We start from the raw sequence: 24,538 nt of genomic DNA, 5'->3' as shown, positions 1-24,538 counted from the left end.
ATGCGAAAGTACATCTTGAGCGCGATCCAGGCGCATGCAGCTGCCGAGTACCCGAAAGAGTGCTGCGGCCTGCTGCTGGGCATCGGTCGCAAGCAGCAGTACTACCCGTGCCGCAACGTCTCCACCGAGCCGAACGAAGAGTTTCGGATCGATCCGGAGGAGTACGCCGCGGCCGAGGATATCGGCGAGGTGATCGGTGTGGTTCATTCGCACCCGGACGCCACCAGCCGCCCGTCAGCGCGCGACCTGGCCATGTGCGAGGCTACGGCGCTGCCTTGGCACATCCTGAGCTGGCCCGAGGGCGACCTGCGAACGGTGATGCCATCCGGAGAGGTACCGCTGCTCAAGCGTCCGTTCGTGCACGGGGCTTGGGATTGCTGGCAGGTCTGCGCTGACTGGTACAAGCGGGAGTGGGGGCTGGAGTTTGAAGCTTTCAAGCGTGCCGATGGCTGGTGGGAGAGCAAAGAAAACATCAGCCTGTATGAAGCCAATTACGAGGCTGCCGGCTTCTATCGGGTCGACCAGCCACAGCGCGGCGACATGATCGTGATGGAGGTGGGGCGGACTGTTTTCCCCAATCACGCCGGGATTTTCCTCGGGAGCGATCCGGCACTACCCGACGAAGATGCGGCGACCTTCGGCCCTGGTCCTTTTTTGTTGCACCACCTCTACGGCAGGCCGTCGGAGGTCATTGTGTTCGGCGGCCCTTGGCTCGACCGGACGCGCTTGGTGCTGCGTCATCGCGATGCTCAGTGATAAGGTTATGGCCTTTTCCACAGGAGTGACCTGCATGAAATTGATCGTAGGAGCGTTGGCGGTAGTGCTGTTGGCGGGATGTGCAACTTCACCGACGCCGTCCAGCGAGGCCCGTCCAGCGCCGGCAAGTCAGCTGTCGGCCTATCAGACAAAACCATCTGGAGCCTACGGCACTCTTCAAGTGATCCGCGACACTGGCCACACCGGCAGCCTTTGCTCGATGGCAGTTTTCATTGACGGCAAGCAGGCGGCCAAACTCGATCCAGGTCAAAAGGCATCTTTCTATCTGCCGCCTGACTCTGTGTCAGTTGGAGCTTCTTATACCGGCTCTGGCATCTGTTCGATGGGTGCCGAGCGCATAGAGCGCGAAGCGATCGTGAAGGACGGTGCGGTTAAAAAATATCGAGTATTTACCGGCGGCGATGGGCAGATAGACATACTTCCCACGACGCTTTGAATTGACCGCCTCCGGGCGGTTTTTTATTAGCCGGAGGCAAACATGGCTTCAACTGCGCACTACACGCCCGCTACGAAAGTGATGTTGTCCGGATCGCTAGCCAAGAAGTTTTTCCGAAGCAAGCCATTTTTACTTGATGGTGGATCGGGTGCTGAGGTCATTCGCGCGTTGAATGCCACAGTTGAAGGTTTTGCTGATGAGATAAAGAGGCTTGAGCGGCTCGGGATGACCTTCGCGATTTTTCGAAACCGTAAAAATATTGGCACGAATGGTCTGGACCTTGGCGGGACTCGAGAGGTCCGAATTGTTCCCGTGGTTTCAGGCAGCAAGCGCGCAGGCGGCCTGCAAACGATCATCGGATCAGTTCTTATCGCAACAGCTTTCGTGCTTTCCTTCACGCCATTCGCGGCAGCTTCGCCCTACCTTTATCAGGTCGGGGCGGCGATGGTGATAGGCGGCGTTATTCAAATGCTCAGCCCACAGGCTTCCGGCCTGAAGCAGAGCTCATCCCCAGAAAATGCCCCGTCCTATGCCTTCGGCAGCGCCAAGAACACTACGGCCAGCGGCAACCCGGTGCCGATCTGCATCGGCGAACGCCGGTGGGGCGGCATGATCATTTCTGCCTCGATCAACGCTGAAGACAAGACGTAATTAGCACGCAGCACACAGACCGCCCAAGAGGCGGTTTTTTTATGCCTGGAGGAACGCATGGGCGCAGCAGCACAGATCGAGATCCACGGCGAGAAGGGCGGCAGCAGCAAGCCAAAGTCGCCGACCGAAGCCAGCGACAGCCTGCGTTCGACCAACCTGGCCAAGCTGCTGATCGCCGTAGGCGAGGGTGAGTTCGACGGTACTCCGACCGATTACGACATCTACCTGGACAACACGCCAATCCGCGATGCCAGCGGCAACTACAACTTCCCCAACGTGAAGTGGGACTGGCGGCCGGGCTCGGTGGATCAGACCTATATCCCGGGCATTCCGTCCGTGGAGAACGAAACCTCGCTGAACGTTGAGCTGCGCAGCGATGCGCCGTGGGTGCGTTCGATTACCAACATTCAACTGTCGGCAGTGCGCTTGCGTTTTGCGTGGCCGGCCCTGCAGCGCCAGGATGACCAAGGCAACGTGGGCGGGTACCGCATCGAGTACGCCATCGACGTGGCCACCGACGGCGGCGCCTACCAGCAGGTGCTGGTGGATGCCGTGGACGGTAAGACCACCACCCGTTACGAACGCTCGCGCCGGATCGATCTGCCGCACGCCACCACCGGCTGGCAGATCCGCGTGCGCCGCCTGACTCCAAACCAGAACACCAACAAGATAGCCGACACCATGCTGGTGGCTGGTTACACCGAGGTGATCGACGCCAAGCTGCGCTACCCGAACACCGCGCTGCTCTACATCGAGTTCGATGCCGAGCAGTTCACCAACATTCCGGCCGTGACCGTGAAGTGCAAGGCGCGGCGCTGGATGGTGCCGAGCAACTACGACCCGGTCGCCCGCACCTACGCCGGCACTTGGGACGGCAGCATGAAGTCGGCCTGGACCAACAACCCGGCATGGATCACTTACGGCGTTTGCACCGAGGACCGCTTCAGCCTGGGCAAGCGCATCAAGCCGTTCATGGTCGATAAATGGGAGCTGTACCGGATCGCCCAGTACTGCGACCAGCTGGTGCCGAACGGCTTGGGTGGTACCGAGCCGCGTTTTCTGTGCGACATGAACCTGCAGGGTAAGGCCGATGCCTGGTCACTGCTGCGCGACATCGCCGGCATTTACCGGGGCATGACCTACTGGGCGCAGGGGCAACTGGTGATGCAGGCCGATATGCCGCGCGCGCAGGACTTCGACTACGTCTTCACCCGGGCCAACGTCATTGACGGCAAGTTTTCCTATGGTAGCGCGTCGGCGAAGACCCGCTACACCCGGGCGCTGGTCAGCTACGACAACCCGGCGAACAACTACGACACCGACGTAATTCCGTTCGCTGACCTGGATTTGCAACGGCGTTACGGCGACAGGCCAACCGAACTGAGTGCCATCGGTTGCACGCGTGCGTCTGAAGCCCAGCGCCGCGGCAAGTGGGCCATCCTCAGCAACAACCAGGACCGCACCGTGTCGTTCAAGACCGGCATGGAGGGCGTGCTCCCGTTGCCTGGCCACATCATCCCGGTGGCTGACTCGCTGTTGGCGGGGCGCGAAGTGGGCGGTCGCATCTCGGCCGTGGCCGGCCGCGTGGTGACGCTCGACCGCGACACCCAAGCCAAGGCCGGTGACCGACTGATCATCAACCTGCCCGGTGGCCGTGCCGAAGGCCGTACCGTACAAAGCGTTTCCGGCCGCGCGGTGACCGTGACCACCAGCTACAGCGAGCCACCGTTGCCGCAACTGCAATGGGCGCTGGACGCCGATGACCTGGCGATCCCGTTGTACCGTGTGCTACGGACAAAGCGAACGGCCGAGGGCGACTTCGAAATCAGCGCGCTGCAATACGACCCGAGCAAGTTCGCGCACATCGATACCGGCGCGCGCCTGGAAGAGCGGCCGATCAGTGTCATCCCGATCACCGTGGTACCGGCGCCGGCGAGCGTCACCCTGGCTGCAATTTCAGTAATCTCCCAGGGCATTGCCGTCGCCACCATGACGATCACCTGGCCGGCGGTGCCCGGCGCGGTCGGCTATGACGTGGAGTGGCGCAAGGACAGCGGCAACTGGATCAAAGTGCAACGCACCGGGCTGACCAGCGTCGACGTTTCCGGTATCTATGCTGGCGCGTATGTGGCGCGCGTTCGTGCTGTGAGCGCTTTCGACATCTCGTCGATCTGGCGCAACTCGATCCTGACCAACCTCAAGGGCAAAGCAGGTTTGCCACCGGCGGTGTCATCCTTGACCGCGACAGCGCTGCTATTTGGCATTCGCCTAAAGTGGGGCTTCCCGGCTGGCGCCGAAGACACCCAGCGCACGGAGCTCTGGTATGGGCCTGCCAATAACCTGGGAGCTGCAACCAAGCTGGCAGACTTGGCGTACCCGCAAAGCGATTACTCGATGCAGAGCTTGCTGGCGGGTTCCACATTCTTCTTCTGGGCGCGCCTGGTAGACCGGATCGGCAATATCGGCCCGTTCTATCCAGTGGTAAACGGCGTGATGGGGCAGGCCAGCGCTGAGGCCGGTCCGATCCTGGACATGCTCTCCGGCCAGATCACCGATTCCGAGCTTGGCGAGCATCTGCTGGGCGAAATCGACAAGATCTCCGGCGACGGACCCGAGTCTGTCAATGGTCGAATTGAAGCAGCCAAGGATGCGCTTAACGACCGGATCGACCAAATCACAGACGCCCTAGAGTACGTTCCGGCGAAAAGCTACCTGAAGAACGACAACGTGCGCAAAGGGCAGCGCCTGTACACCGCCATTCAGGCCGTGCCCGCTAACGCCGGCGGGGCCAATGCGCCGCCTAATCCGACCTACTGGCTCGACATCGGTGGCATCGTATCGACGGTCAACGCCCAGGCGGTGCAGATCAGCCAAAACACAACCGACATCACCACGGTAGACGGCAAGGTCACGGCTGCGTCGACTTCCCTGCAATCACTGCAGGCGTCGTACCGCGCTGATGATGGGGAAGGGGACTTGGCCGGAGCCCTGAATGAGTGGGATAGCGCCGCGAAGTTTGCGGAGGAAGTGCGAACCCGCGCTACGGAAAGCGAGGCATCGGCCATCCGCCTGACCACACTCGATGCGCAGGTTGCGGGCAACCAAGCCGGAATCCGCACCCTGGAGACGGTGCTGGCCACCGACCGCTCTGCAACAGCGAGCCGCCTGGATTTGTTGAGCGCATCTGTCGGCAAGAATACCGCAGACATCGGCACTGAATCCGAGGCCCGCGTTGGAGCGGATGACGCGCTGGGGCGAAGGATCAACACGATTGAATTAGAGGTCGATGACAGCACGGCGAAGATTCAGGACGTACAGGACGCTCAGGTGAATACCGATGCGGCGGTGGCTTCGATGCGGACAACCGTCGAGGCCGTATACACGGCCGGGCGGGATGACGACGCGGAGGGCGATCTGGCTGGAGCATTGGAGGCGTGGGGATCTACGGCGAAGTTTGCTGAGGAAACCCGCGTCAGGGCTGACGGTGACACAGCCCAGGCACGGCGCTCGGAACAGTTGGAAGTGTCTATCGGCAGCACGAACGCAGCCGTGCAGACAGTCAGTCAAGCGGTGGTAGCGCTCGACGGCAAGGCCAGCACGATGTGGTCGGTCAAAATGCAGCTGAACAGCCAGGGTCAATACGTTGCAGCGGGCATCGGCCTGGGCATTGAGAACGGCCCGGCGGGATTGCAGAGCAAGTTCCTGGTGAACGCTGATCTTTTTGCCGTGGTTAACGGCATCGACGGCACGTTGTCCTCTCCGTTTGCTGTTACCGGCGGGCAAGTGTTCATGCGGTCGGCATTCCTTCAGGACGGCTCCATCACCAACGCCAAGATTGGTTCTTACATTCAATCTGATGACTACCAGATTGGTGTGAAGGGTTGGGCGATCAACAAGAGTGGTGGCTTTGAAATGAACGGTGCAAACGCTAACGGCAGGATGCAACTTATACCAACTGCCTTGAAGTTCTACCACTCAAATGGTGTTCTCGGTATTGACTTGAGTTTATGAAATGACAGGACTTGTAGTAAGAAATGCAGCAGGTCAAGTAACTGTTGATATGACTATGAATATCAGCCAGACAATGGGGTATGTGGATACGGGGTCTGTGAATGGCGGAATAACCATTCCATCCCCGCCGGCTGGTAAAACTATGTATTACATTATTGTCCCGCTTGTTACTACAAACGTTACGGGGAAGCTGCCGGGGGTAACTCTCTCCGGTAACACTCTCACGTGGGCATATTCCTATCCAACGAATGGGTGGGGATATTTTTCAGCCAATTCACGAATCTACTATGGGTATTACTGATGCCGCAACTAGTTGTCAGGAAGCCAGATGGTAGTCTCTTGTTTGACACCAACAACATTACTTACGGGTTGGTCAAAAGTGGATACCTAGCGTACACCTCATCTTGGACACGTCGAACGTTAAAGTCTCTAGGTCTTGACCCTAATGATGGAGCTAACTGGACCCCATCAGTTCAAGTTAATGATCCGAACAGATACGACCAGATGTGGAGTTTCACTGTCACCAACGCTAAGTCACCCATTGTGTTTTTGGTTGGTTCTGGTGTTTTGAATGGGACGACTACTTCTGGAACAAGTATCACTTACCACTACTCTAATGCTAGCGCTAGTACAAAGTTCTACTGCTTTGATCTGATGGCAGATAATCTCGTCGGATCACCATTTCTGAAGACTTTCAACTCTTCAGGTGTTCTTACATTCAACTCTCTACAAGTACCATTGAATGTTATAGGTACAGCTACGCCACCCGGACCAACAGCACCGTCTGGTTCATATGGTGTTCAAAATGCATACAACGGTGGTGTATCTGTACCGAGGTATTCAGGAGATGACCCTTACACGCAGAAGACCGATTGTGTATTCAATATTGCTTTGACAGCAGGTGTTGAATATGCGGCGCATCTTCCTTGGAACCGAGGATGTGGCTTGTGTGACGGTAATAGTATAGGTGGAGCACCCTTGTACTCAGTTGCTGAAGGTGTATACGGGCGTACGGGTGGCATCAGCTTCATGTTTGGTGCTTTTGGCGGTACAACACTCGTTACAGCAACTGCACCTCGCCCATATGGGTACTACCAAGTGCCTACTGACAGAATACCTACGGCACTAATTATCACTACTGCCAACTTGCCATTCCCATTCGGATAAGGAACAACTATGCCCTGGTACAGATCAGGAACAGTCGCCGTCACCAGCGGCGGCACTACAGTGACCGGCACCGGTACAGCCTTTGCCGCCAACGCTCGCGTGGGCGATGCCTTTCAAGGCCCGGATGGGCGCTGGTACGAAGTCTCGAACATTGCCAGCACGACGGTGCTTTCGATTCTTCCCGCGTATCAAGGGGCTACCGCCTCTGGCGGGGCGTATGCCCTGGTGCCGGTTCAGGGTTACGTGAAAGAGTCCGCCGACCGCCTGCGGCAATTGGTCGACCAATGGGGCGCCACATTGGCCGGGCTCGGATCGGTCTCTGTCGAAAACGTGGTGCCCGTTTCAAAAGGCGGGACGGGTGGCAACACCCCGGCTTTGGCCCGTGCCGGCTTAGGCCTTGGCGCCGCTGCTGTCGCGGCCATTCTCGGAACCGTCTCGCAAGGCGGCGGTGTGCCTTCCGGCGCCATTTTTGAAAAGGTGGTGAACGCGAACGGTGAGGCCACGAAATTTGCAGACGGCCGGCTTATTTGCATTGGGCCGATTGCGGACTTCTCGGTTGCGGCCGGCGCCATTGCAACTGTTTCGCCGCTGGGCGTGTTCCCGGTGCTGTTTATCGACACTGCGTACACCTTTCAGGCCTTTGGCACACCTCAAGCAAGTCTAGATGTGTATGGCTACACCACAGATAACTCAAAGGCCAACTGGTCTGCCAAGGCGGTTTACCGCAATGGTCCGACCGCTCAAACAATCGCCAATGGCCGGTATTTAGCAATCGGGAGGTGGTTCTGATGATCATCAAGCTTTCACCGCAGGGCGGCCGGCTGCCGCTTTCAGTTCAAAAATCCGGCGATGTGCTGATCATCAACGGCGAGTCGTTCGACTTTCGGCAGCTGCCGGAGGGGGCGGTTCTGCCCTGGTCGGCGGTTCACTGTCAGCATGTGGTGGGTGATGTGACCCGGCGCAATGGTGACCTCATTATCGCCCTGGGGATTCCCTGCGACGCGGATTCCAGTGTCGCGGTTCGCTTCCCCAGCGACATTGTTAATCCACCCGATGGTGATGTGAGGCTTCCAGAATGAACATCGACTTTAGCCAAATGATCACTGCCGAGCAGCAGCTGGAGGAGCGCAAGAATGCAGAGCTGGAAGCTGCGCTCAATGCGCGCCGGACCGCCTACCTTTCCGAGTCAGATCCCCTGCGGTTGGAGGCTGACTATGACGCCCTTTCTCAAGGCCTGGAGCCTGACTACACCGAGTGGCTTGCCTCAGTGGCTGCCATCAAAGCCCGCTACCCGTTGCCGGTGAATGCCGAAGCGTCTGAGATCAACGACGCCTAAGCGCTTAGCGAAGACCAAGGCCCGCCATCGAGCGGGATTTTTTTTGCCCGGAGAAAAGTGATGACCGTATCCGAGAAAGACCGCGACATCTTCGCCCGTACGTTGTGGGGCGAGGCCCGCGGCGAATCCCTGGCCGGCCAGATCGCCGTGGCCTGGACCATCCGCAACCGAGTGCACGACGGCAAGGACAAGTCCTGGTGGGGGGAGGGCTATGCCGGTGTGTGCCAGAAGCCCTACCAGTTCAGCTGCTGGAACCGGACCGACCCGAACTTCGCCTACCTGAGTGGCGCGAAGCCAATTCCTTTCCGTGAGCTGGCGCAAGCACGGATCGCCGCTGACCGGGTGATCGATGGAAAGGTGTCGGATCCCACCGGCGGTGCCACGCACTATTACGCGATCGCCATGAAGACGCCACCGGCCTGGGCGGCGAAGGCAAAGCAGACCCTCAAGCTTGGCGGGCACGTCTTCTTCAAGGATGTGCCATGAACCCGGCCTCGCTGAAACTGGCGCTGGCAGGTGCCTTGCTGCTGGTGCTGGCCACTGCGGGTGGCACCTGGAAGGTTCAGGACTGGCGCTACGGCAAGCAATTGGCCGAGCAGGCCGGGCTGCATCAGGACGACCTCACCTCTATCAGCAACGCGGCGGCTGCCCGGGTTCGCGCCGATCAGGACAGGCGTCTGGCGCTCGAGCAGCGACTGTCGGCCAGTGAACAAACCCATTACAAGGAATTGAGCGATGCTCAAACCAACCAAGCTCGCCTGCGCGATCGCCTTGCCACTGCTGATCTGCGGCTGTCAGTCCTCCTCGACGCCACGGATTCAGCCAGTTCCTGTTCAGTGTCAGCCGGTACCGGCGCCGGCAGCGTGGTTCATGCAGCCGTACGCGGCCGACTTGACCCAGCGCATGCTCAACGAATTGTCGCCATCACCGATGAAGGTGACCGGGGATTGATTGCGTTGCAGGCTTGCCAGGCTTACGTCAGAGAACTGGTGCGATGACCCTACATTCTTTGCCGCGAAAATTAGCATGCAGGGCGTGATTGCTTGATTCAAGATAGCCAAAATATGCTTAAACGACCTTAACTTCGATTCTCTGAAGTTTCCGCATTTTTTCTCGAATGAATTCAAGCACAGGCTTTTCAGGTTTGAATTTTAGACTCTGCCCATTAGAGCAGTGGATTGTTAACCGAATAGTAGAAATGTCTAGATCTGTTCGACAGTCTCTAGCCATTGCGGAAACCCAATTGTGTTCATCTTCTAGTGGAAAACCAAAATGGGCTTGGTCACCATCATTCAGAAGTCTGAACAAGCTTTCACAATGCTGGGTTGCTGCACCTATCTTAATAAAACCATGTTGTTTTTTAAATACCCCATGTTGAACTGTGATACTTGAGATTTTGAAAGGCCTCTCACCGGCGTTTGTGACAATCATCGAAACAAGATTTTCAGGAGGGATACCGCCACCGACGATAGTTCTTATTCCGCACATTACGGACAGCTTCACTCTTTGTGATGACCGTGCCAGATACAGCGCAACGATCGCAGCAGATACTGATCCGAATGCTGACGCCCAATCAGCTACTGAACCCCAATTAATTACCATTTATTTGAAAGCTCCAAAAATGTGGAGCTTGAAGATAACTCGGAGTTGGTGTTCGCGAAATAGTTTGTGGAGGTTGCCCATAAATTCTGTACCACTTTTTGTACCATTCCTCCGTTTTTTGGGGGGATTTAGGGGGATGAATACCCCCCTGAAGCCCTTAAACCCCCCTGACCAAAAACGCCAGCAAGTCCGCACAACGCCCAAGGATGTCCATGGTCACTCTGGCGTCATGAGCACCGCGAGCGTCATCTTGATGAATTCCTCATTTTTGTCGATGGCCTCCAGGGCGCCGCGCACGTTGTCGGCAACGTCGGCTGACCCGCGCAGCTCAACCCAATTCGAAAGCTCCATGATGGCGGCTTCCAGGGCAAGCTGGTTTTCGTTGAGCTTGAACAGCAGGGAAGGGAGCAGATCAGAGTTTGGCATCGCGAATCCTCCGTGGAGTTTCCAGCGTAGCAGGGGCGAGCTATTGGCTTGGGGTTCAGGTCGGCAGAACGCCGGGGAGGGATGACACTACTGTAGGAATATACAACGCTAAGTTATTGATTTTTATAGGGTGAAATGCTGATTTTGTACGTCGTCAAAACCACCTATTTTTCCTTTTTGATCAATAGCTTGCACTGGTTTCGGGGTCACCTTGACATGGTGGGGGTCGTTGGTTCGAGTCCAATCGCGCCTACCAAACAAAATCCGCTCTGCTGGGCGGTCTAAAGGGGTCACCGGAAACGGTGACCCCTTTTTGCTTTCTGCGATTTGCAAAACTCCCACCTCAGAACGCCAATTCGGCACCCACCTCCAGGTACTCGATCTTCTTTTCGACGTGCCCTTTCTGGTAGTGCTGCATGACTCATCAGCGCCTGGATGTATTCCTGTGGGAAGTTTTGCTGCTCGTACAGCTATGCCCCTAAAGCGCGAATCCGGCCGTTATAAACTGGCCGGAAAGTCCGTGAATTATTTTATTGTGCGCTGGAAGATTCGTAAAAGCAGTCGCTGCTAGAGCTCTAGTTTTGATCGGTATTTGAATGCTCGTTCGTTACAAGGTCTACAAGCAATTTTTTTGCCAGGTATTCAGACGCCATTGGCGTAAGGTGTCCATAATCCCAGCTTGTGATGCCTGCTTTAATGTCATTTCCCAAGTAGGTCATGCAGCCATCTTTGTTGCAGAATGCGCTTATTATATCGGCATAAATTGCTCCCGAGTTGGCCAGGCTTTTTTTCAACTCGGTGTTTTGATCCATGACTAACTTGTTTAGCCCTAAAAAAGTGCGCCTTGGCGTGTTAATCCACAGGGTTTTCATGATCGTTTTAGGAAGATCAACTGACCAGTGTGGTGTGGGTCCTGTAAAAATAACGCGCTTAACGCCAGCGTCTTTCAATACCAGGAAAATACGGCGAAGAGCCGCCGGGTCGTGGTTTTCATTTTGGCCAACAATTACTACGTCTGGAATTACCTGCTTTATTTGCTTGAGAGCAAACCAGTTCGACTGCGTACAGAAATCTGTGGTTGAAGGCTCCTTGACGTCGGGAGACGCCACGCATCCTGAACTGGCGACTTGTAGGATATCCCAGTTTTCAGGCATTTCTTTTCTTAACCCTGAGAAAAGTTGTTGGGCGTGAGAGTCTCCCCAAATAAATAGTGTCTTGCCTTCTGGGAATTGCTTTGTGTAACAACTGCTGTCTATTTCGGCGACCGGTACATTTGTGGAGTTCCCTTTGACGTACTGGGCTGTATTTTGAAAATTGCACTCGCCACGATAATTCTTAAATAGTTCAAGTTTTGCAAAATATTTTCGCTCTGGTAAAGAGTTTTCAAAATACTCCGCGAATTCCTCTCTGTCTTTTAAACGAGATTTGAAGCCGCCATTCGCGTATGTAGCGTATCCAGTTATCCCGAAAAATAACATAAGAACGATCAGTGCTGTTGTTTTTGTGTTGTTGTAACCGCTAAGGCGCAATGGTCGCTCGACAAATTTATATGTCAGCCAAGACAGTAGTACGGAGGTCGCAACAGCCAGGATCAATGTTGTTGGTGAAGCTGTGCTCCCTTCCAGGATATGAGCGAATGATAGAAGAGGCCAATGCCAAAGATACAATGGGAAACTGATAAGTCCGAACCAAACGAATATTCGATTGGATAGTATTGTTTTATTGAACCATGCATATGGACCTCCCGCGATAATGAGAGATGCGCCCACAGTTGGCAATAGTGCCCACCAGCCGGGAAACTGGTTGTTCTTGGTGGTTAGAGAAAACGCCAATGCAAGGCATGTAAGCCCAACAAAGGATTGAGTGTTTCGAATAACTGGGCCGCCGACCCCTCTCCATTTCGGAAATGTCCGGCTTTTATACAGGGTCACATAGGCCAGATATGATCCAATTAGGAGCTCCCAAAATCTGGTTTGCGGTGAGTAGAAAGTGCCAACTGGATCTGACTGCACGCTCATCAAGTTTAAGGCGAACGATGTGCCGCCAATCAAGGTGAGTAGTATCAGAGCGTTCAGTCTTATTTTAAATGCGGCCCAGAGTATCAATGGCCAAGCCAGATAAAATTGCTCTTCAATACCCAAGGACCATAGATGTAGGAGCGGTTTTGTATCTGCGCTATTTTCGAAGTAACCGGATTCTGCACGTAGCACGAAATTTGATATGAAAGCAGAGCCTCCGGCAATGTGTTTTCCAAGTTGCATATATTCATCAGCAAGGAGAACGAACCAGCCGAATGCCCAAGTGGCGGCAAGCATGAGCAAGAGCGCGGGGAAAATCCGACTTACCCGACGGCTGTAGAATTCCACGAAACTAAAACTGTTTTTCTCGAGGCTTCCGAAAATGATGCTGGAAATCAGGAAGCCGGAAATAACGAAAAAGACATCGACACCAACGAACCCACCCGGAATCAGGGATGGAAAGGCATGGAACGCGACGACAGACAGGACTGCGATCGCGCGCAGCCCATCAATATCTGGCCGATATTTAGGGTGACTCAGGTGCTTATCGACCGCTGATTGCGGCGATTCAGATAAGGAGGTCATTGTTTTCGTAGATCCGATTTAATTGAACGCCATACTTGGGCGCCGAGCAGCATACCAGCACCACAAACCTTTCCCGCCATTGAGCGGTTTTTTCGCCTGGAGAAAGCCATGGGCATCACCGCGCAGCAGCTGCTGCAGATCCCCGAGCGCCCGCCGCCAAGCGGGCGTTTTTGCACCTGCGCTCAACGCGGCCATGGACCGCTACCCAATCATCGGCGCAAAACGTGTTGCCGCGTTCGTTGCGCAGATCGGCCATGAGTCTGGACAACTGAACTACGTGCGGGAAATTTGAGGGCCAACTTCGGCCCAGATCAAATACGAGGATAGGGCAGACCTGGGCAACACCGTAGCAGGCGACGGCTCCAGGTATCGCAGCCTGTTACTGGGTAAATCAATCAGTGTGTCGCTTGCCTCATAAAAGCTCAGAGCGCGAAACCCGTCGCATGAACCAGATGCGCCTCCTGCGCTCCAGCGATCAGGTGCATTGGGACGTTCTGTTGTACGTCAATGGACAGGACCTCGAAGCTCCCTACAATCTGGAGGTGTCGCTCGCTCAGTTCGGTCGACTCTGCTGCCTTTTCCTTAGCCATTCTCGCGTGGTTCATTGCGATTTCGTTGAGCGTTGACACGTTACATCTCCCGGTGACTGACCAAGCGTATCGCTGGAGTCCTTAAGCATTGTTGAATGGCTGCTGCGTCAGAATCATGTCGTTCCCGCGCTGCTACGCGCGATCTCTGCAATCCTCAAGCCACGGATGCGGTTGAACTCATCGTCGTGTTTTCGCAGGCGACGAATGGCGGACAACGGTGGATGATGATCCGGATTCTTCGCCATTCAGGCGTAAACTAGTGGGGCTGCCTCATTCAAAGGAGCCGCCTATGAACGTCGATCAAATCAGCAAACAGGCACCCGTAGACAAAGCCGTTTGGGATCAATACTTCTGCGCTGCATTGATTGCCGAAAGCAATCTGACAGCCCCGGTTGTGGGCGGGGCTACGCACGAAGACAGGCAGAACCTGTTGATCGAGAGGGCCAGAACCCTGGCCGACAAAATGATGGAAAACAGGAAGTAACCAGAGCCCAGCCATCGCGCTGGGCTCTTTGCATGCGGCGCTCTTTGCATCCGGGGCTATGCGCCGATACTGGCGATGTGCGCGTTGTGGCTCAGGCGATCAACTCTACCTTGCCGCTCGCCAGGCGATAGACACCTCCCACGATCTTCAGCATGCCTTTGCTCTGCGCATCGGTCAGTAACGGCGAGGCCTGTTTCAGGCTGTTGACCGAATTTTTGACGTTCTGCGCGGTGGCGTTTTCCATCAGGCTCCCGGGTTGCTTGAGCACGGTCTCGATGGCCGACTTGAGTGCGTCGGTCAGTTTCGGGATATGGCCGGGGAAAACCGTCTGGTCCTTGACGGCCTTGATACCGGCCTCGATGGCGCCGCAGCTCTCATGGCCGAGTACCAGAATCAGCGGGGCGCCCAGTACGGCGACCCCGTATTCAAGACTGGCCAGGCCTTCCGGGGTGACAAAGTTGCCCGCGACACGGATGGAGAAAAGATCGCCGCGCGCAGTGTCAAACGCATACTCCGGGGCGATGCGCGAGTCAGAGCAGCTCAGCACGGCCACGAACGGATTTTGACCCGACACCAGGGCCTCTCGCTCAGCCTTGAAATCATGAGTCTTGGATGTACCGCTTACATATCGGTCATTGCCCTCCATCAGTCTTTTCAGTGCCATGTCGGGACTGATCACGTTTTGTGGTTTGGGTGGGGCTGACGCTTTTTCGGCTGCCTGGATGATCCTGCCGGGCAGTGTGCCGGTCAGCAGCAGGGCACCTGCGCTCAATCCGGCAAATTGAAGAAAACGACGACGGCCTGTTGTGTTTGAAGCAGAGCTTGAATCACATGATTCACACATGATTGTGTTTACTCAGTTCAATGCGGTGAGAGTGAGTTGCTGTTGGGGCTGGGACTGCCACGGTAGCTCAATGCCAGCGCAGTGGAGTCTAGTTGGTCCGTCATATTGTGTTCCGCGCATTGTCCAGGGATGCCGTGCACGCAGCCATTTCATGGGCTACTACTGACAGGCTCATACAACTTCGACCTGGCAGGAGTTTCTCGATGCTGACTCATTGGTTACTGGCGGCGGTTCATCTTTTGGCGGTTGCCTTGGGATTCTGGGCAGTGCTGACTCGAGGCACGGCTTTTCGGCGTCTGGCCGATGGGACTGCAGAAGCTCGCAGTGTCCTGATGGCGGACAATATCTGGGGTATTTCAGCTGTCGTGTTACTGGTCAGCGGGGGGATGCGAGCCTTTGGCGGGTACGAGAAAGGCACGGACTATTATCTGCATCAGCCGCTGTTTCATCTGAAGATGACGCTGTTCGTGCTGATCTTGCTGCTGGAGATTGCGCCCATGGTGACGTTGATCAAATGGCGGATAGCGCTGAGCCGTAAAGTCGCCTTCGATACCGGCCGTGCGAAGCTGTTTGCACGGATCAGTCATGTCGAGGCGCTGCTGGTGCTGTTGATGGTGGTGGCGGCGACTGGCATGGCGCGCGGGGTGATGTTCGGTTAGCTACGGTGCGAATGCGTCCTTCCCCAGGATAAACAAGAAACGTCCGACAGCCAGGGCCTTGAGCTTGTCGCTAGTATCGACCCCTGGAAGCTTGCGTGGCGATGCGATGCTGAATCTTTAGCCAGCCGTGGTTGCGCACTGAACGGGCTGGCTACTGACTGCAACAGAATTCAGGACTGCGGCTTTTCCGGGGCGGTCAGGCCGGCCTGAATGCGCTGATAAATTTCTTCACGGTGCACTGCAACGTCCTTCGGGGCGTTGATGCCGATCCTGACTTGCTGGCCGCTTACGCCCAGGATGGTGATCGTAATGTCATCACCGATATTAATGCTTTCACCGACTTTGCGGGTGAGTATCAGCATGGTCTTCTCCTTGATTGCTTTGTGGGGCACCTGATTCGGACAGTGCAGAGGTCGGTGGTATGTATAGATTAGTGCGAAGTCTCACAGTTTGGGTGCCTCTTTCTGACGCGCAGATGTGGCATTAATTCCCAAGGCGTAACTATACAGAGGCCGTCACCATGATTCTCGTTGTTTTGAGCCCATTTTACGGCACTCGTGAAGTATTCATGGATGTTAAAATCCCCGCTTTAAGCATTTAGAGGGAAACGCCGTGCGCAAAATGGTCTTGGTACTCGCGATGTTGGCACTGGCGGGATGTGGAGAGGGCGGCAGTGTGGAGGCGCCGAAGCCAAAACCGGCGATGGCTGCCGTACCCGCGGCAGTGTCCGGCCCGCAATGGGATCTTGAAGTGCGAGGTGAAACCCCTCAGGCGGTCAGTGATTTGAGTGGCTGGCTGATCGAGCACAGTTTCATGTCCAGCATCGTCAAGGAAAATGGCAATACGCGAATCCTGATGGGGCCGTTCAATTCGAAAGCCGAGGCCGAAGCCAAGCAGGATGAAGTCCGTGCGGCGCTCACTCGCTCGAAGAAGCAAAACATCGAATTGCTGGTGCTTGAGCGTCCGGCCGCTCAATAACATTCGGCAGCGAAGATGTTGGGCAAACAAAAAAGGCCTCGGGGTTTAGCCTCGAGGCCTTTTTGGTTTCAGGTGTCGCCTGGATTCAGCCGCAGGCCTTCATGTCCACCGGGCCGACGAACTCGTTGCCGCGTCCCATGACGCATCCCACGCTCTGGTTGCGTTGACGCTCCCAGGCCTGTACGGGATAGGTTTTGTCCCAGGCTTCGTACAGTTGCCGGTCCTGTTTCGACAGGCGCAAGCCGTACTGCTTGCTCATGTAGAAGTAGGTCCGGGCGATCATGCCGCGGATGGAAGGGCGGGGCATGACTTTCTTGGCCTTGAAGTCGATCTGGGTCAGGCACGAACCATACTGTCCCGACTGTTCGGGCAGCCAACCGAAACTGAAGTTGCTGCGATCGCCATTGACCTCGCCAATGCTGGGCACCAGGTTGTGCAAATCAGCTTCAGCCTTCTGGTAAACCGGATCGTAGCGGGTGCAGTTCTTGCGACCGCCTTCTTGCCAGCACTGGCGTTGATGGCCGATCTGCCAGGCCGGAACGATATGCTCCCACTCGATGCGGGATGCGCGCTTGGCATTTTTGCGCGGCACATAACCGCAGCCGGCAAGGTTCACCCGGTTGCCGGTGTACTTGCAGCCACAGTAAAACTCGGTGGATTGGGGGGCGTAGAGCTTCCACGCGACCTTTTTCGCTTCGGTGAAGGTGCGCGGCGCGTCGGCTTGCGCCGTCATGGCAAAAAACACAAACAACAAAACAAACCAGCGGCCACTCATCGACTCAATCTTCCTTCGGCACAACCCAGAAAATCTGCACGCCGCCATCGTCGCGATAGGCGAGGGTGACGTTGTCGTTCTCGTCGATTTCTTCCAGCAAGCGTTCCCATTCATCCACCGGCTCGTCAGGCAGGCGGAAGATCAGTGCTGCCCTGGCCTTTTGTGCGGTGGGGGAGTTGATGATTTTCTGAACGCGCAGGCCCATGCGTACATAGGTGTCAGGAGAGGCAGAGGTAGTGTCCACGGGATTATCCTTATTAAGCTGTACGTGCATACAGTATTTAACTGTAGGCAATTTCGCAACTGCTTAAAAATCAAGAAAATCCTCTGACAGCGGTTTGTTCTATTTGGTGTAAGGCGCAGGGAGTTTTTTTGTCAGATCGAGCGGCGCCAATCGCCAGGGCTGGAGAATGGCGCACAGGGTGCCCGACCGGATTGGTCGGGCGAGGGCGAATCAGTATTCCCAGAACATCCGCTGCAGCTCTTTGCTGTCATTGGTCTTGGTCAGCGCGACCATCGCCAGGATCCGGGCCTTTTGCGGGTTCAGGTCGTGGGCCACGACCCAGTCGTATTTGTCGTCAGGCTGTTCGGCGTTGCGCAATACGAAGCCGCCGGCGTTGACATGGGAGGAGCGAATGATCTGCACGCCATCCTTGCGCAGGGCTTGCAGGGCAGGGACGACCCGCGACGATACCGAGCCATTGCCGGTGCCGGCGTGGATGATGGCTTTGGCGCCTGATTGGGCGAGGGCCTTGTAGGCGGTGTCGCTGACATTGCCGTAGGAATAGGCGATCTCGACGTCAGGCAGGCTCTTGATGGTCTTGATGTCGAATTCGGAATCCATGGTGTGGCGCTTGGCTGGCAAACGGAACCAGTAGGATTTGCCTTCTACCACCATGCCCAGCGGACCCCAGGGGCTTTTGAACGCTTCGGTCTTGATGTTGATCATTTTGCTGACGTCGCGACCCGACTGGATTTCATCGTTCATGGTCACCAGCACGCCTTTGCCTCGCGCATCCTTGCTGCTGGCCACGGCCACCGCGTTGTACAGGTTGAGCATGCCATCGGCGGACATCGCGGTGCCCGGGCGCATGGAACCCACGACAATGATCGGCTTGTCGGTTTTTTCCACCAGGTTCAGGAAGTACGCGGTTTCTTCCAGGGTGTCGGTGCCGTGGGTGATCACGATGCCATCGACGTCTTTGCTGTCGGCCAGTTCGGCTACGCGGCGGCCCAGTTGCAGCAGGTTTTCGTTGGTGATGCTTTCGGAAGCGATTTGCATGACCTGTTCGCCACGAACGTTAGCCACCTGGCTCAGTTCTGGAACACCGGCGATCAATTGTTCAATGCCGACTTTCGCCGCTTGGTAGGTCGCGCTGTTGGCGGCGCTGGCGCCGGCGCCGGCAATGGTGCCGCCGGTGGCCAGGATCACCACGTTTGCCAGTTTCTGTTGGGTTTCGGCTTCTTTGGCCTGAAGGGCGGTCGGCAAAAGCAGCAGCAGGGCCAAGGCGCCCGGAACAAAGGTCTTGAGTGCAGATGTCATTATTTTTCTCTTCTAGTTGTGAGACGGTGCAGATGCAGGTTCATCTAGATACGCCCCGGGCGAATCTGAACGCCGCAGGTGCATGGAGAAGAGCAGGATCTGTACCAGTAACACCCTGAATCGAAAAAAACGCGTAACTTAATGATTTGTAACGGTATTGCAGTTTGTGTCCGGAGGCGGTTCCGGGGGCGGGCGTCCGGATTGCCGAACATGTTTAACTTTTGTGTTCGGCTCTCCGAAACGGAGGGCGGTCTTGTTCAAGATTTCTGTTTAAAATTTAAGGGCGTCAAATCGTCGTTAGCGGTTAAAGAAAAACGCGCGTCGGTCGATGCTCCTTCAAAGGATCTGTTTCTGCAGGAGTTCACATGTCGTTATCCATTGGCTTCCCGAATGCCGCAGGCATCACCATCGGGGGGAAGCCTGCGGCGACCATGCCCGTCTTGGGCGATGCAACAGAGGATGCGGGTGCCAAAGCGCCGGGTGTAAAGGAAGGCGACGGCACCCGGGTTAAAACCGGTCCGGCAGGCCTGGGACAAAGTGCCGGCGCACAGGCCGAATCGGGAACCAGCGATAACACCCGTGTTGCGGTGAAGGTCCTGCTCAAGCGGCTGAAGGAGTTGCAGCAGCAATTGCGTGAGCAACAGCAACAATTGGCCCGGGCCCAGTCGGCGTCCTACCCGACCCCGGAAGCCAAGACCACCGCGGTAGCGGCCATTCAGGCGCAGGTTGCCGAAACCACCGGCGCCATCCTGCAGGTGAGTGCGAGTCTGATCAAAGAGTTGACCAAGGGTTCCGGCACGGGATCGGTGGTCAACACCACGGCATGAACGGAATGCCGTTTTTCGCCAATCCGCTCTGAAAGCACTTTTCAGGTCGTTGACAAATACCGGCAGGATTCGCATAGTCTGGGTCACGCAAACGTTTGCGCGGCCCCTGTAATGGCTTTCCATCACAGTGGGTCGTGAAGCTTACGCCGGCGCAAGCGTTGCTCACAATAATCATAAGATCGGAGTGAACCCATGAAGCTGCCATTTGCTGGACGTCTTCTCGCTGTCGCTGTGCTGGCTGCCGCATCCGCTGCACTGCCTGTCTCCTCTGCCTTCGCTGAAACCACAGAAAAACCGAAAGTCGCACTGGTCATGAAGTCCCTGGCCAATGAGTTTTTCCTGACCATGGAAGACGGCGCCAAGGCCTATCAGAAAGATCACTCCGGCGAATTCGACCTGATCTCCAACGGCATCAAGGATGAAACCGACACCGCCGGCCAGACGCGCATCGTCGAGCAGATGATCCTGGCCAAGGTCAATGCACTGGTGATTGCGCCGGCAGATTCCAAGGCCATGGTTCCAGTGATCAAGAAAGCCATCGATGCCGGTATCACCGTGATCAACATCGACAACCAGTTGGACCCCGCCGTCGTCAAAAGCAAAAACATCAATGTTCCGTTCGTAGGCCCGGACAACCGCAAGGGCGCACGCCTGGTCGGCGATTACCTGGCCAAACAGCTGAAGGCCGGTGACGAAGTCGGCATCATCGAAGGTGTGTCCACCACCACCAATGCCCAGCAGCGCACGGCAGGTTTCAAGGATGCGATGGAGGCGGCGCAGATCAAGGTCGTGTCGTTGCAATCCGGTGACTGGGAGATCGACAAAGGTAACAAGGTAGCCGCCTCGATTCTCAGCGAATACCCGCAAACCAAGGCCCTGTTGGCCGGCAACGACAGCATGGCGGTCGGCGCAGTGTCTGCGGTGCGCGCCGCGGGCAAGGCCGGCAAGGTGCAAGTGGTCGGCTACGACAATATCAACGCCATCCAGCCGATGCTCAAGGATGGTCGGGTGCTCGCCACTGCCGACCAGTTTGCAGCGAGGCAGGCGGTGTTCGGCATCGAGACGGCATTGAAGATTCTCAAGGGCGAGAAGGTGGACGGTGGCGCCAATGGCGTGATTGAAACGCCGGTAGAACTGGTCACCAAGTAACTTTCTGGCGACGCAACGGCGCTCGTCCAGCCGGATGGGCGCGTGGAGATTTTTTATGTCCGCTTGCGCTACGAACGCTGTCCTCTCGGTCAGCGGTATCGGCAAGACCTACGCCCAACCGGTCCTGGCCGGCATCGACCTGACGCTCATGCGCGGTGAAGTGCTGGCGCTGACCGGCGAGAACGGCGCAGGCAAAAGCACGCTGTCGAAAATCATTGGCGGGCTGGTCGCGCCGACCACCGGCCAGATGCAGTTTCAGGGGCAGGTCTATCGTCCGGGCAGTCGGAGTCAGGCAGAAGACCTCGGCATCCGCATGGTCATGCAGGAACTCAATCTGCTGCCGACCCTGTCGGTGGCGGAAAACCTGTTTCTTCACAATCTGCCCAACAGCGGTGGCTGGATCAGTCGCAAGCAATTGCGCAAGGCTGCCCTCGAGGCCATGGCTCAGGTCGGGCTCGACGCCATTGACCCGGATACCCTGGTCGGCGAACTGGGCATCGGTCATCAGCAAATGGTAGAGATCGCCCGCAACCTGATCGGCGATTGCCATGTGCTGATTCTCGATGAGCCCACCGCGATGCTCACGGCACGTGAAGTCGAAATGCTGTTCGAGCAGATCACCCGCCTGCAGGCTCGCGGCGTATCGATCATCTATATCTCTCATCGCCTCGAAGAGCTGGCGCGGGTCGCGCAGCGCATTGCCGTGCTGCGCGACGGCAATCTGGTCTGTGTCGCGCCGATGGCCAACTACAACAGCGAGCAACTGGTCACCCTGATGGTCGGTCGCGAGCTCGGCGAACACATCGATATGGGGGCGCGCAAGATCGGCGCTCCGGTGTTGACGGTCAAGGGTTTGACCCGTGCCGACAAGGTTCGCGACGTGTCGTTCGAAGTGCGTGCCGGAGAGATTTTCGGCATTTCCGGCTTGATCGGCGCGGGGCGCACCGAGTTGTTGCGCCTGATCTTCGGTGCCGATATCGCCGACAGCGGCACGATTGCCCTGGGCTCGCCGGCGCAGGTCATCACTGTGCGTTCGCCCGTGGATGCGGTCGGGCATGGCATCGCGCTGATCACTGAAGATCGCAAGGGCGAAGGCCTTTTGTTGACGCAGTCGATCGGCGCCAATATCGCCTTGGGCAACATGCCCGGCATCTCCAGCGCCGGCTTTGTCGACAGCGATGAGGAGGGCGCCCTGGCCCAGCGGCAGATCGATGCCATGCGTATTCGCAGCTCCGGTCCGGCACAGTTGGTGTCCGAGCTGTCCGGCGGTAACCAGCAGAAAGTGGTCATCGGTCGCTGGCTGGAGCGCGATTGCTCGGTACTGCTGTTCGACGAGCCGACCCGTGGCATCGACGTCGGTGCCAAGTTCGATATCTACAACCTGCTCGGTGAATTGACCCGCAAGGGCAAGGCGCTGGTGGTGGTTTCCAGCGACTTGCGCGAACTGATGCTGATCTGCGACCGGATCGCTGTGCTGTCGGCAGGAAGCCTGATCGATACGTTCGAGCGCGACCGCTGGACCCAGGATGAGTTGCTCGCCGCTGCTTTTGCCGGCTACCAAAAACGTGATGCGCAGCGCTTCGATGCCGCGCCTAGGGATCTTCCATGAAAACCGCTTCTTTCGCCGGCACACGCAGTGGCAACTTCTATGGCCTGGGCACCTATCTGGGACTGGCGGGTGCCTTGTTGGCGATGATCGTGCTGTTCTCGGTGCTGAGCAGTCACTTCCTGTCCTACGATACGTTCAGCACCCTGGCCAACCAGATTCCGGATCTGATGGTGCTGGCGGTCGGCATGACCTTTGTGTTGATCATCGGGGGTATCGACCTGTCGGTGGGTTCGGTTCTGGCACTGGCGGCCTCGACCGTGAGCGTGGCGATACTGGGCTGGGGCTGGAGCGTTCTGCCCGCAGCGTTGCTCGGCATGGCCGTCGCGGCGCTCGCAGGCACCATCACCGGCTCGATCACGGTGGCGTGGCGGATACCGTCGTTCATCGTGTCCCTGGGCGTGCTGGAAATGGCGCGTGGAGTGGCGTACCAGATGACCGGGTCGCGTACGGCCTACATCGGCGATGCGTTTGCCTGGTTGTCCAATCCGATCGCCTTCGGCATTTCACCCTCGTTCATCATTGCGTTGCTGATCATATTCATCGCCCAGGCCGTGTTGACCCGCACAGTGTTCGGTCGCTACCTGATCGGTATCGGCACCAACGAAGAGGCCGTGCGGCTGGCGGGGATCAATCCGAAGCCCTACAAAATCCTGGTTTTCAGCCTGATGGGGTTGCTGGCCGGCATTGCCGCGCTGTTCCAGATTTCTCGCCTGGAAGCCGCCGACCCGAATGCCGGCTCCGGTCTTGAGTTGCAGGTGATCGCCGCCGTGGTGATCGGCGGGACCAGCCTGATGGGCGGGCGCGGCTCGGTGATCAGCACGTTTTTTGGCGTCCTGATCATTTCCGTGCTGGCCGCGGGGCTGGCGCAGATCGGGGCAACCGAGCCGACCAAACGCATCATTACCGGCGCGGTGATCGTGGTGGCGGTGGTGCTGGACACTTATCGCAGTCAACGCGCAAGCCGGCGGACCTGAGTCATGGCGACTATCAAAGATGTGGCAGCCCTTGCCGGCATTTCCTACACCACGGTTTCCCATGTGGTGAACAAGACCCGCCCGGTCAGTGAGGAAGTCCGGATCAAGGTCGAGGCCGCGATCCAGACCCTCGACTACGTCCCCAGCGCCGTGGCCCGTTCACTCAAGGCCAAGACCACGGCGACCATCGGCCTGTTGGTTCCCAACAGTCTCAACCCGTACTTCGCCGAGCTGGCCAGGGGGATCGAGGATTACTGCGAGCGAAACGGTTACTGCGTGATCCTGTGCAACTCCGACGACAATCCGGACAAGCAGCGCAGCTACCTGCGTGTGTTGCTGGAAAAACGCATCGACGGGCTGATCGTCGCCTCGGCCGGCGGCGACAGTGGCCTGGTACAGGGTCTGAAAGGCGTGCGCACGCCCATGGTGATCGTCGACCGCGGACTGGACGGTGTCGATGCCGACCTGGTGCGCATCGACCATGAATACGGCGCGTACCTGGCGACCCGGCACCTGTTGGAGTTGGGCCACCGGGATATCGCCACGATCAGCGGACCGGAAAACACCAGTGTGGCGCAGATGCGTCTGGCGGGTTATCGCAGGGCCTTGAAAGAGGCGGGCGTCGAAGTCTCTCCCGAGCGCATGCTGGCAAGCGATTTCACCAGCACCGGCGGTTACAGCGCTGCCGCGATTTTGCTGGAAAGCCATCCGCCTACCGCCATTTTTGCCGCCAACGACATGATCGGCATCGGTGTGCTGCGAGCCGCCGCCGAGCGCAATATTCGCGTACCGAGCGAGTTGTCGGTGATCGGCTTCGACGATATCCAGATGAGTCGGTATGTCTACCCGTCGTTGACCACGGTCGGGCAATCGATCCTGCAACTGGGTGAAATGGCTGCCGAAGTGCTTTTACGGCGAATCGCCACGCCGGGCCTGGCGACCGATCAGCGGATCGTGACGCCGAGTATTGTCATCCGTGAATCGACGGCGCCATTGGCCGGCGTGTTTGCCCAGTTCCGTTGAGAGTCGTTGAAACAGAGAGCCGTTGAAAACAGAAAGCCGCTGACCCAACAGCGCCGCCGAAACAGAATCGATGA

26 protein-coding genes and 1 pseudogene are annotated in these 24,538 nt (G+C 57.1%); 18 read left to right on the top strand and 9 right to left on the bottom strand.

Annotated features, from left to right (window positions below; genetic code table 11):
* The 9 genes from AB7M25_RS19860 (at position 1) to AB7M25_RS19820 (ending at position 9,376) form a co-directional block, all read left to right on the top strand.
* Positions 1 to 756 carry a C40 family peptidase gene (locus AB7M25_RS19860; protein WP_454237886.1) on the top strand — a complete coding sequence of 252 codons (756 nt, stop codon included), beginning with the start codon at positions 1 to 3 and terminating at the stop codon, positions 754 to 756.
* A gap of 34 nt (positions 757 to 790) precedes the next feature.
* Positions 791 to 1,213: a hypothetical protein gene (locus AB7M25_RS19855; protein WP_454237885.1), complete on the top strand. Its 423-nt coding sequence runs from the start codon at positions 791 to 793 to the stop codon at positions 1,211 to 1,213.
* Between the two features lie 42 nt (positions 1,214 to 1,255).
* Positions 1,256 to 1,864 (top strand): tail assembly protein, encoded by a 609-nt coding sequence (locus AB7M25_RS19850; protein WP_454237884.1) that lies wholly within the window; start codon positions 1,256 to 1,258, stop codon positions 1,862 to 1,864.
* Positions 1,865 to 1,921: 57 nt separating this feature from the next.
* Entirely contained in the window at positions 1,922 to 5,875 is a 3,954-nt protein-coding gene (locus AB7M25_RS19845; RefSeq protein WP_454237883.1) for a phage tail protein, read from the top strand.
* Between the two features lie 1,176 nt (positions 5,876 to 7,051).
* Positions 7,052 to 7,831 (top strand): phage tail protein, encoded by a 780-nt coding sequence (locus AB7M25_RS19840; RefSeq protein ID WP_454237882.1) that lies wholly within the window; start codon positions 7,052 to 7,054, stop codon positions 7,829 to 7,831.
* The gene (locus AB7M25_RS19835) at positions 7,831 to 8,121 is read left to right on the top strand and encodes a hypothetical protein (protein WP_454237881.1); all 291 of its coding nucleotides are present in this window, start codon (positions 7,831 to 7,833) and stop codon (positions 8,119 to 8,121) included. The genes AB7M25_RS19840 and AB7M25_RS19835 overlap by 1 nt, the downstream gene beginning before the upstream one ends.
* Positions 8,118 to 8,378 (top strand): hypothetical protein, encoded by a 261-nt coding sequence (locus AB7M25_RS19830; protein ID WP_454237880.1) that lies wholly within the window; start codon positions 8,118 to 8,120, stop codon positions 8,376 to 8,378. The genes AB7M25_RS19835 and AB7M25_RS19830 overlap by 4 nt, the downstream gene beginning before the upstream one ends.
* A gap of 60 nt (positions 8,379 to 8,438) precedes the next feature.
* Entirely contained in the window at positions 8,439 to 8,864 is a 426-nt protein-coding gene (locus tag AB7M25_RS19825) for a cell wall hydrolase (protein ID WP_454237879.1), read from the top strand.
* Entirely contained in the window at positions 8,861 to 9,376 is a 516-nt protein-coding gene (locus tag AB7M25_RS19820) for a lysis protein (RefSeq protein WP_454237878.1), read from the top strand. Before AB7M25_RS19825 ends, AB7M25_RS19820 begins: the two co-directional genes overlap by 4 nt.
* A gap of 70 nt (positions 9,377 to 9,446) precedes the next feature.
* On the opposite strand, the gene AB7M25_RS19815 is transcribed toward AB7M25_RS19820, so the two are convergent.
* From AB7M25_RS19815 to AB7M25_RS19805, 3 genes are all read right to left on the bottom strand, one after another.
* Complete coding sequence (locus AB7M25_RS19815; protein WP_454237877.1) at positions 9,447 to 9,980, bottom strand: hypothetical protein; 534 nt, start codon at positions 9,978 to 9,980, stop codon at positions 9,447 to 9,449.
* A gap of 216 nt (positions 9,981 to 10,196) precedes the next feature.
* A complete protein-coding gene (locus AB7M25_RS19810; protein WP_454237876.1) occupies positions 10,197 to 10,406 on the bottom strand; it encodes a hypothetical protein in 210 nt (69 codons plus the stop codon).
* A 575-nt stretch (positions 10,407 to 10,981) separates the two neighbouring features.
* Positions 10,982 to 13,009, bottom strand: coding sequence for an acyltransferase family protein (locus AB7M25_RS19805; RefSeq protein ID WP_429381698.1), 2,028 nt, complete (start codon positions 13,007 to 13,009; stop codon positions 10,982 to 10,984).
* 108 nt (positions 13,010 to 13,117) lie between these two features.
* Here AB7M25_RS19805 and AB7M25_RS19800 point away from each other — a divergent pair.
* Positions 13,118 to 13,382 (top strand): annotated as a pseudogene (locus tag AB7M25_RS19800) (glycoside hydrolase family 19 protein); the annotation flags it as partial.
* 49 nt (positions 13,383 to 13,431) lie between these two features.
* Here AB7M25_RS19800 and AB7M25_RS19795 read toward each other — a convergent pair.
* Positions 13,432 to 13,638, bottom strand: a complete 207-nt coding sequence (locus AB7M25_RS19795) for a hypothetical protein (protein WP_429517952.1) — start codon at positions 13,636 to 13,638, stop codon at positions 13,432 to 13,434.
* Between the two features lie 250 nt (positions 13,639 to 13,888).
* On the opposite strand from AB7M25_RS19795, the gene AB7M25_RS19790 reads away from it, so the two are divergent.
* Positions 13,889 to 14,083: a hypothetical protein gene (locus AB7M25_RS19790; RefSeq protein WP_104449621.1), complete on the top strand. Its 195-nt coding sequence runs from the start codon at positions 13,889 to 13,891 to the stop codon at positions 14,081 to 14,083.
* A gap of 91 nt (positions 14,084 to 14,174) precedes the next feature.
* On the opposite strand, the gene AB7M25_RS19785 is transcribed toward AB7M25_RS19790, so the two are convergent.
* Positions 14,175 to 14,927, bottom strand: a complete 753-nt coding sequence (locus AB7M25_RS19785; protein ID WP_429381700.1) for a carbonic anhydrase — start codon at positions 14,925 to 14,927, stop codon at positions 14,175 to 14,177.
* Between the two features lie 203 nt (positions 14,928 to 15,130).
* Here AB7M25_RS19785 and AB7M25_RS19780 point away from each other — a divergent pair, with 203 nt between their 5' ends.
* Positions 15,131 to 15,586, top strand: a complete 456-nt coding sequence (locus tag AB7M25_RS19780) for a DUF2214 family protein (protein WP_429381702.1) — start codon at positions 15,131 to 15,133, stop codon at positions 15,584 to 15,586.
* A 170-nt stretch (positions 15,587 to 15,756) separates the two neighbouring features.
* Here the strand turns inward: AB7M25_RS19780 and csrA are convergent, their stop codons facing one another.
* Positions 15,757 to 15,948, bottom strand: a complete 192-nt coding sequence (gene csrA / locus AB7M25_RS19775) for a carbon storage regulator CsrA (RefSeq protein WP_007975691.1) — start codon at positions 15,946 to 15,948, stop codon at positions 15,757 to 15,759.
* 250 nt (positions 15,949 to 16,198) lie between these two features.
* Between csrA and AB7M25_RS19770 the strand changes: the two genes are divergently transcribed.
* Positions 16,199 to 16,564: a penicillin-binding protein activator LpoB gene (locus AB7M25_RS19770; RefSeq protein ID WP_104449618.1), complete on the top strand. Its 366-nt coding sequence runs from the start codon at positions 16,199 to 16,201 to the stop codon at positions 16,562 to 16,564.
* Positions 16,565 to 16,649: 85 nt separating this feature from the next.
* Here the strand turns inward: AB7M25_RS19770 and AB7M25_RS19765 are convergent, their stop codons facing one another.
* From AB7M25_RS19765 to AB7M25_RS19755, 3 genes are all read right to left on the bottom strand, one after another.
* On the bottom strand, positions 16,650 to 17,339 hold the full coding sequence (locus AB7M25_RS19765) for an endonuclease (protein ID WP_454237875.1): 690 nt from the start codon (positions 17,337 to 17,339) through the stop codon (positions 16,650 to 16,652).
* Positions 17,340 to 17,343: 4 nt separating this feature from the next.
* On the bottom strand, positions 17,344 to 17,613 hold the full coding sequence (locus AB7M25_RS19760) for a DUF1654 domain-containing protein (protein WP_033047987.1): 270 nt from the start codon (positions 17,611 to 17,613) through the stop codon (positions 17,344 to 17,346).
* Between the two features lie 180 nt (positions 17,614 to 17,793).
* A complete protein-coding gene (locus AB7M25_RS19755; protein WP_007975695.1) occupies positions 17,794 to 18,882 on the bottom strand; it encodes an asparaginase in 1,089 nt (362 codons plus the stop codon).
* 365 nt (positions 18,883 to 19,247) lie between these two features.
* On the opposite strand from AB7M25_RS19755, the gene AB7M25_RS19750 reads away from it, so the two are divergent.
* The 5 genes from AB7M25_RS19750 to AB7M25_RS19730 all read left to right on the top strand — a co-directional run bounded on the left by AB7M25_RS19750 (position 19,248) and on the right by AB7M25_RS19730 (position 24,464).
* Positions 19,248 to 19,709 (top strand): hypothetical protein, encoded by a 462-nt coding sequence (locus tag AB7M25_RS19750; protein WP_429381710.1) that lies wholly within the window; start codon positions 19,248 to 19,250, stop codon positions 19,707 to 19,709.
* 192 nt (positions 19,710 to 19,901) lie between these two features.
* Positions 19,902 to 20,858, top strand: a complete 957-nt coding sequence (locus AB7M25_RS19745; protein ID WP_454237874.1) for a substrate-binding domain-containing protein — start codon at positions 19,902 to 19,904, stop codon at positions 20,856 to 20,858.
* Between the two features lie 55 nt (positions 20,859 to 20,913).
* Positions 20,914 to 22,467, top strand: a complete 1,554-nt coding sequence (locus AB7M25_RS19740) for a sugar ABC transporter ATP-binding protein (RefSeq protein ID WP_454237873.1) — start codon at positions 20,914 to 20,916, stop codon at positions 22,465 to 22,467.
* Positions 22,464 to 23,441 carry an ABC transporter permease gene (locus AB7M25_RS19735; RefSeq protein ID WP_223547757.1) on the top strand — a complete coding sequence of 326 codons (978 nt, stop codon included), beginning with the start codon at positions 22,464 to 22,466 and terminating at the stop codon, positions 23,439 to 23,441. The genes AB7M25_RS19740 and AB7M25_RS19735 overlap by 4 nt, the downstream gene beginning before the upstream one ends.
* Positions 23,442 to 23,444: 3 nt before the next feature.
* Positions 23,445 to 24,464, top strand: coding sequence for a LacI family DNA-binding transcriptional regulator (locus AB7M25_RS19730; RefSeq protein ID WP_104449611.1), 1,020 nt, complete (start codon positions 23,445 to 23,447; stop codon positions 24,462 to 24,464).
* Positions 24,465 to 24,538: the final 74 nt, after the last annotated feature.

It is taken from the genome of Pseudomonas sp. AP3_22 TE3818 (assembly GCF_053628995.1).
The sequence above is the reverse complement of the archived record's forward strand: the minus strand, read 5'-3'. Positions and strand labels throughout refer to the sequence as shown.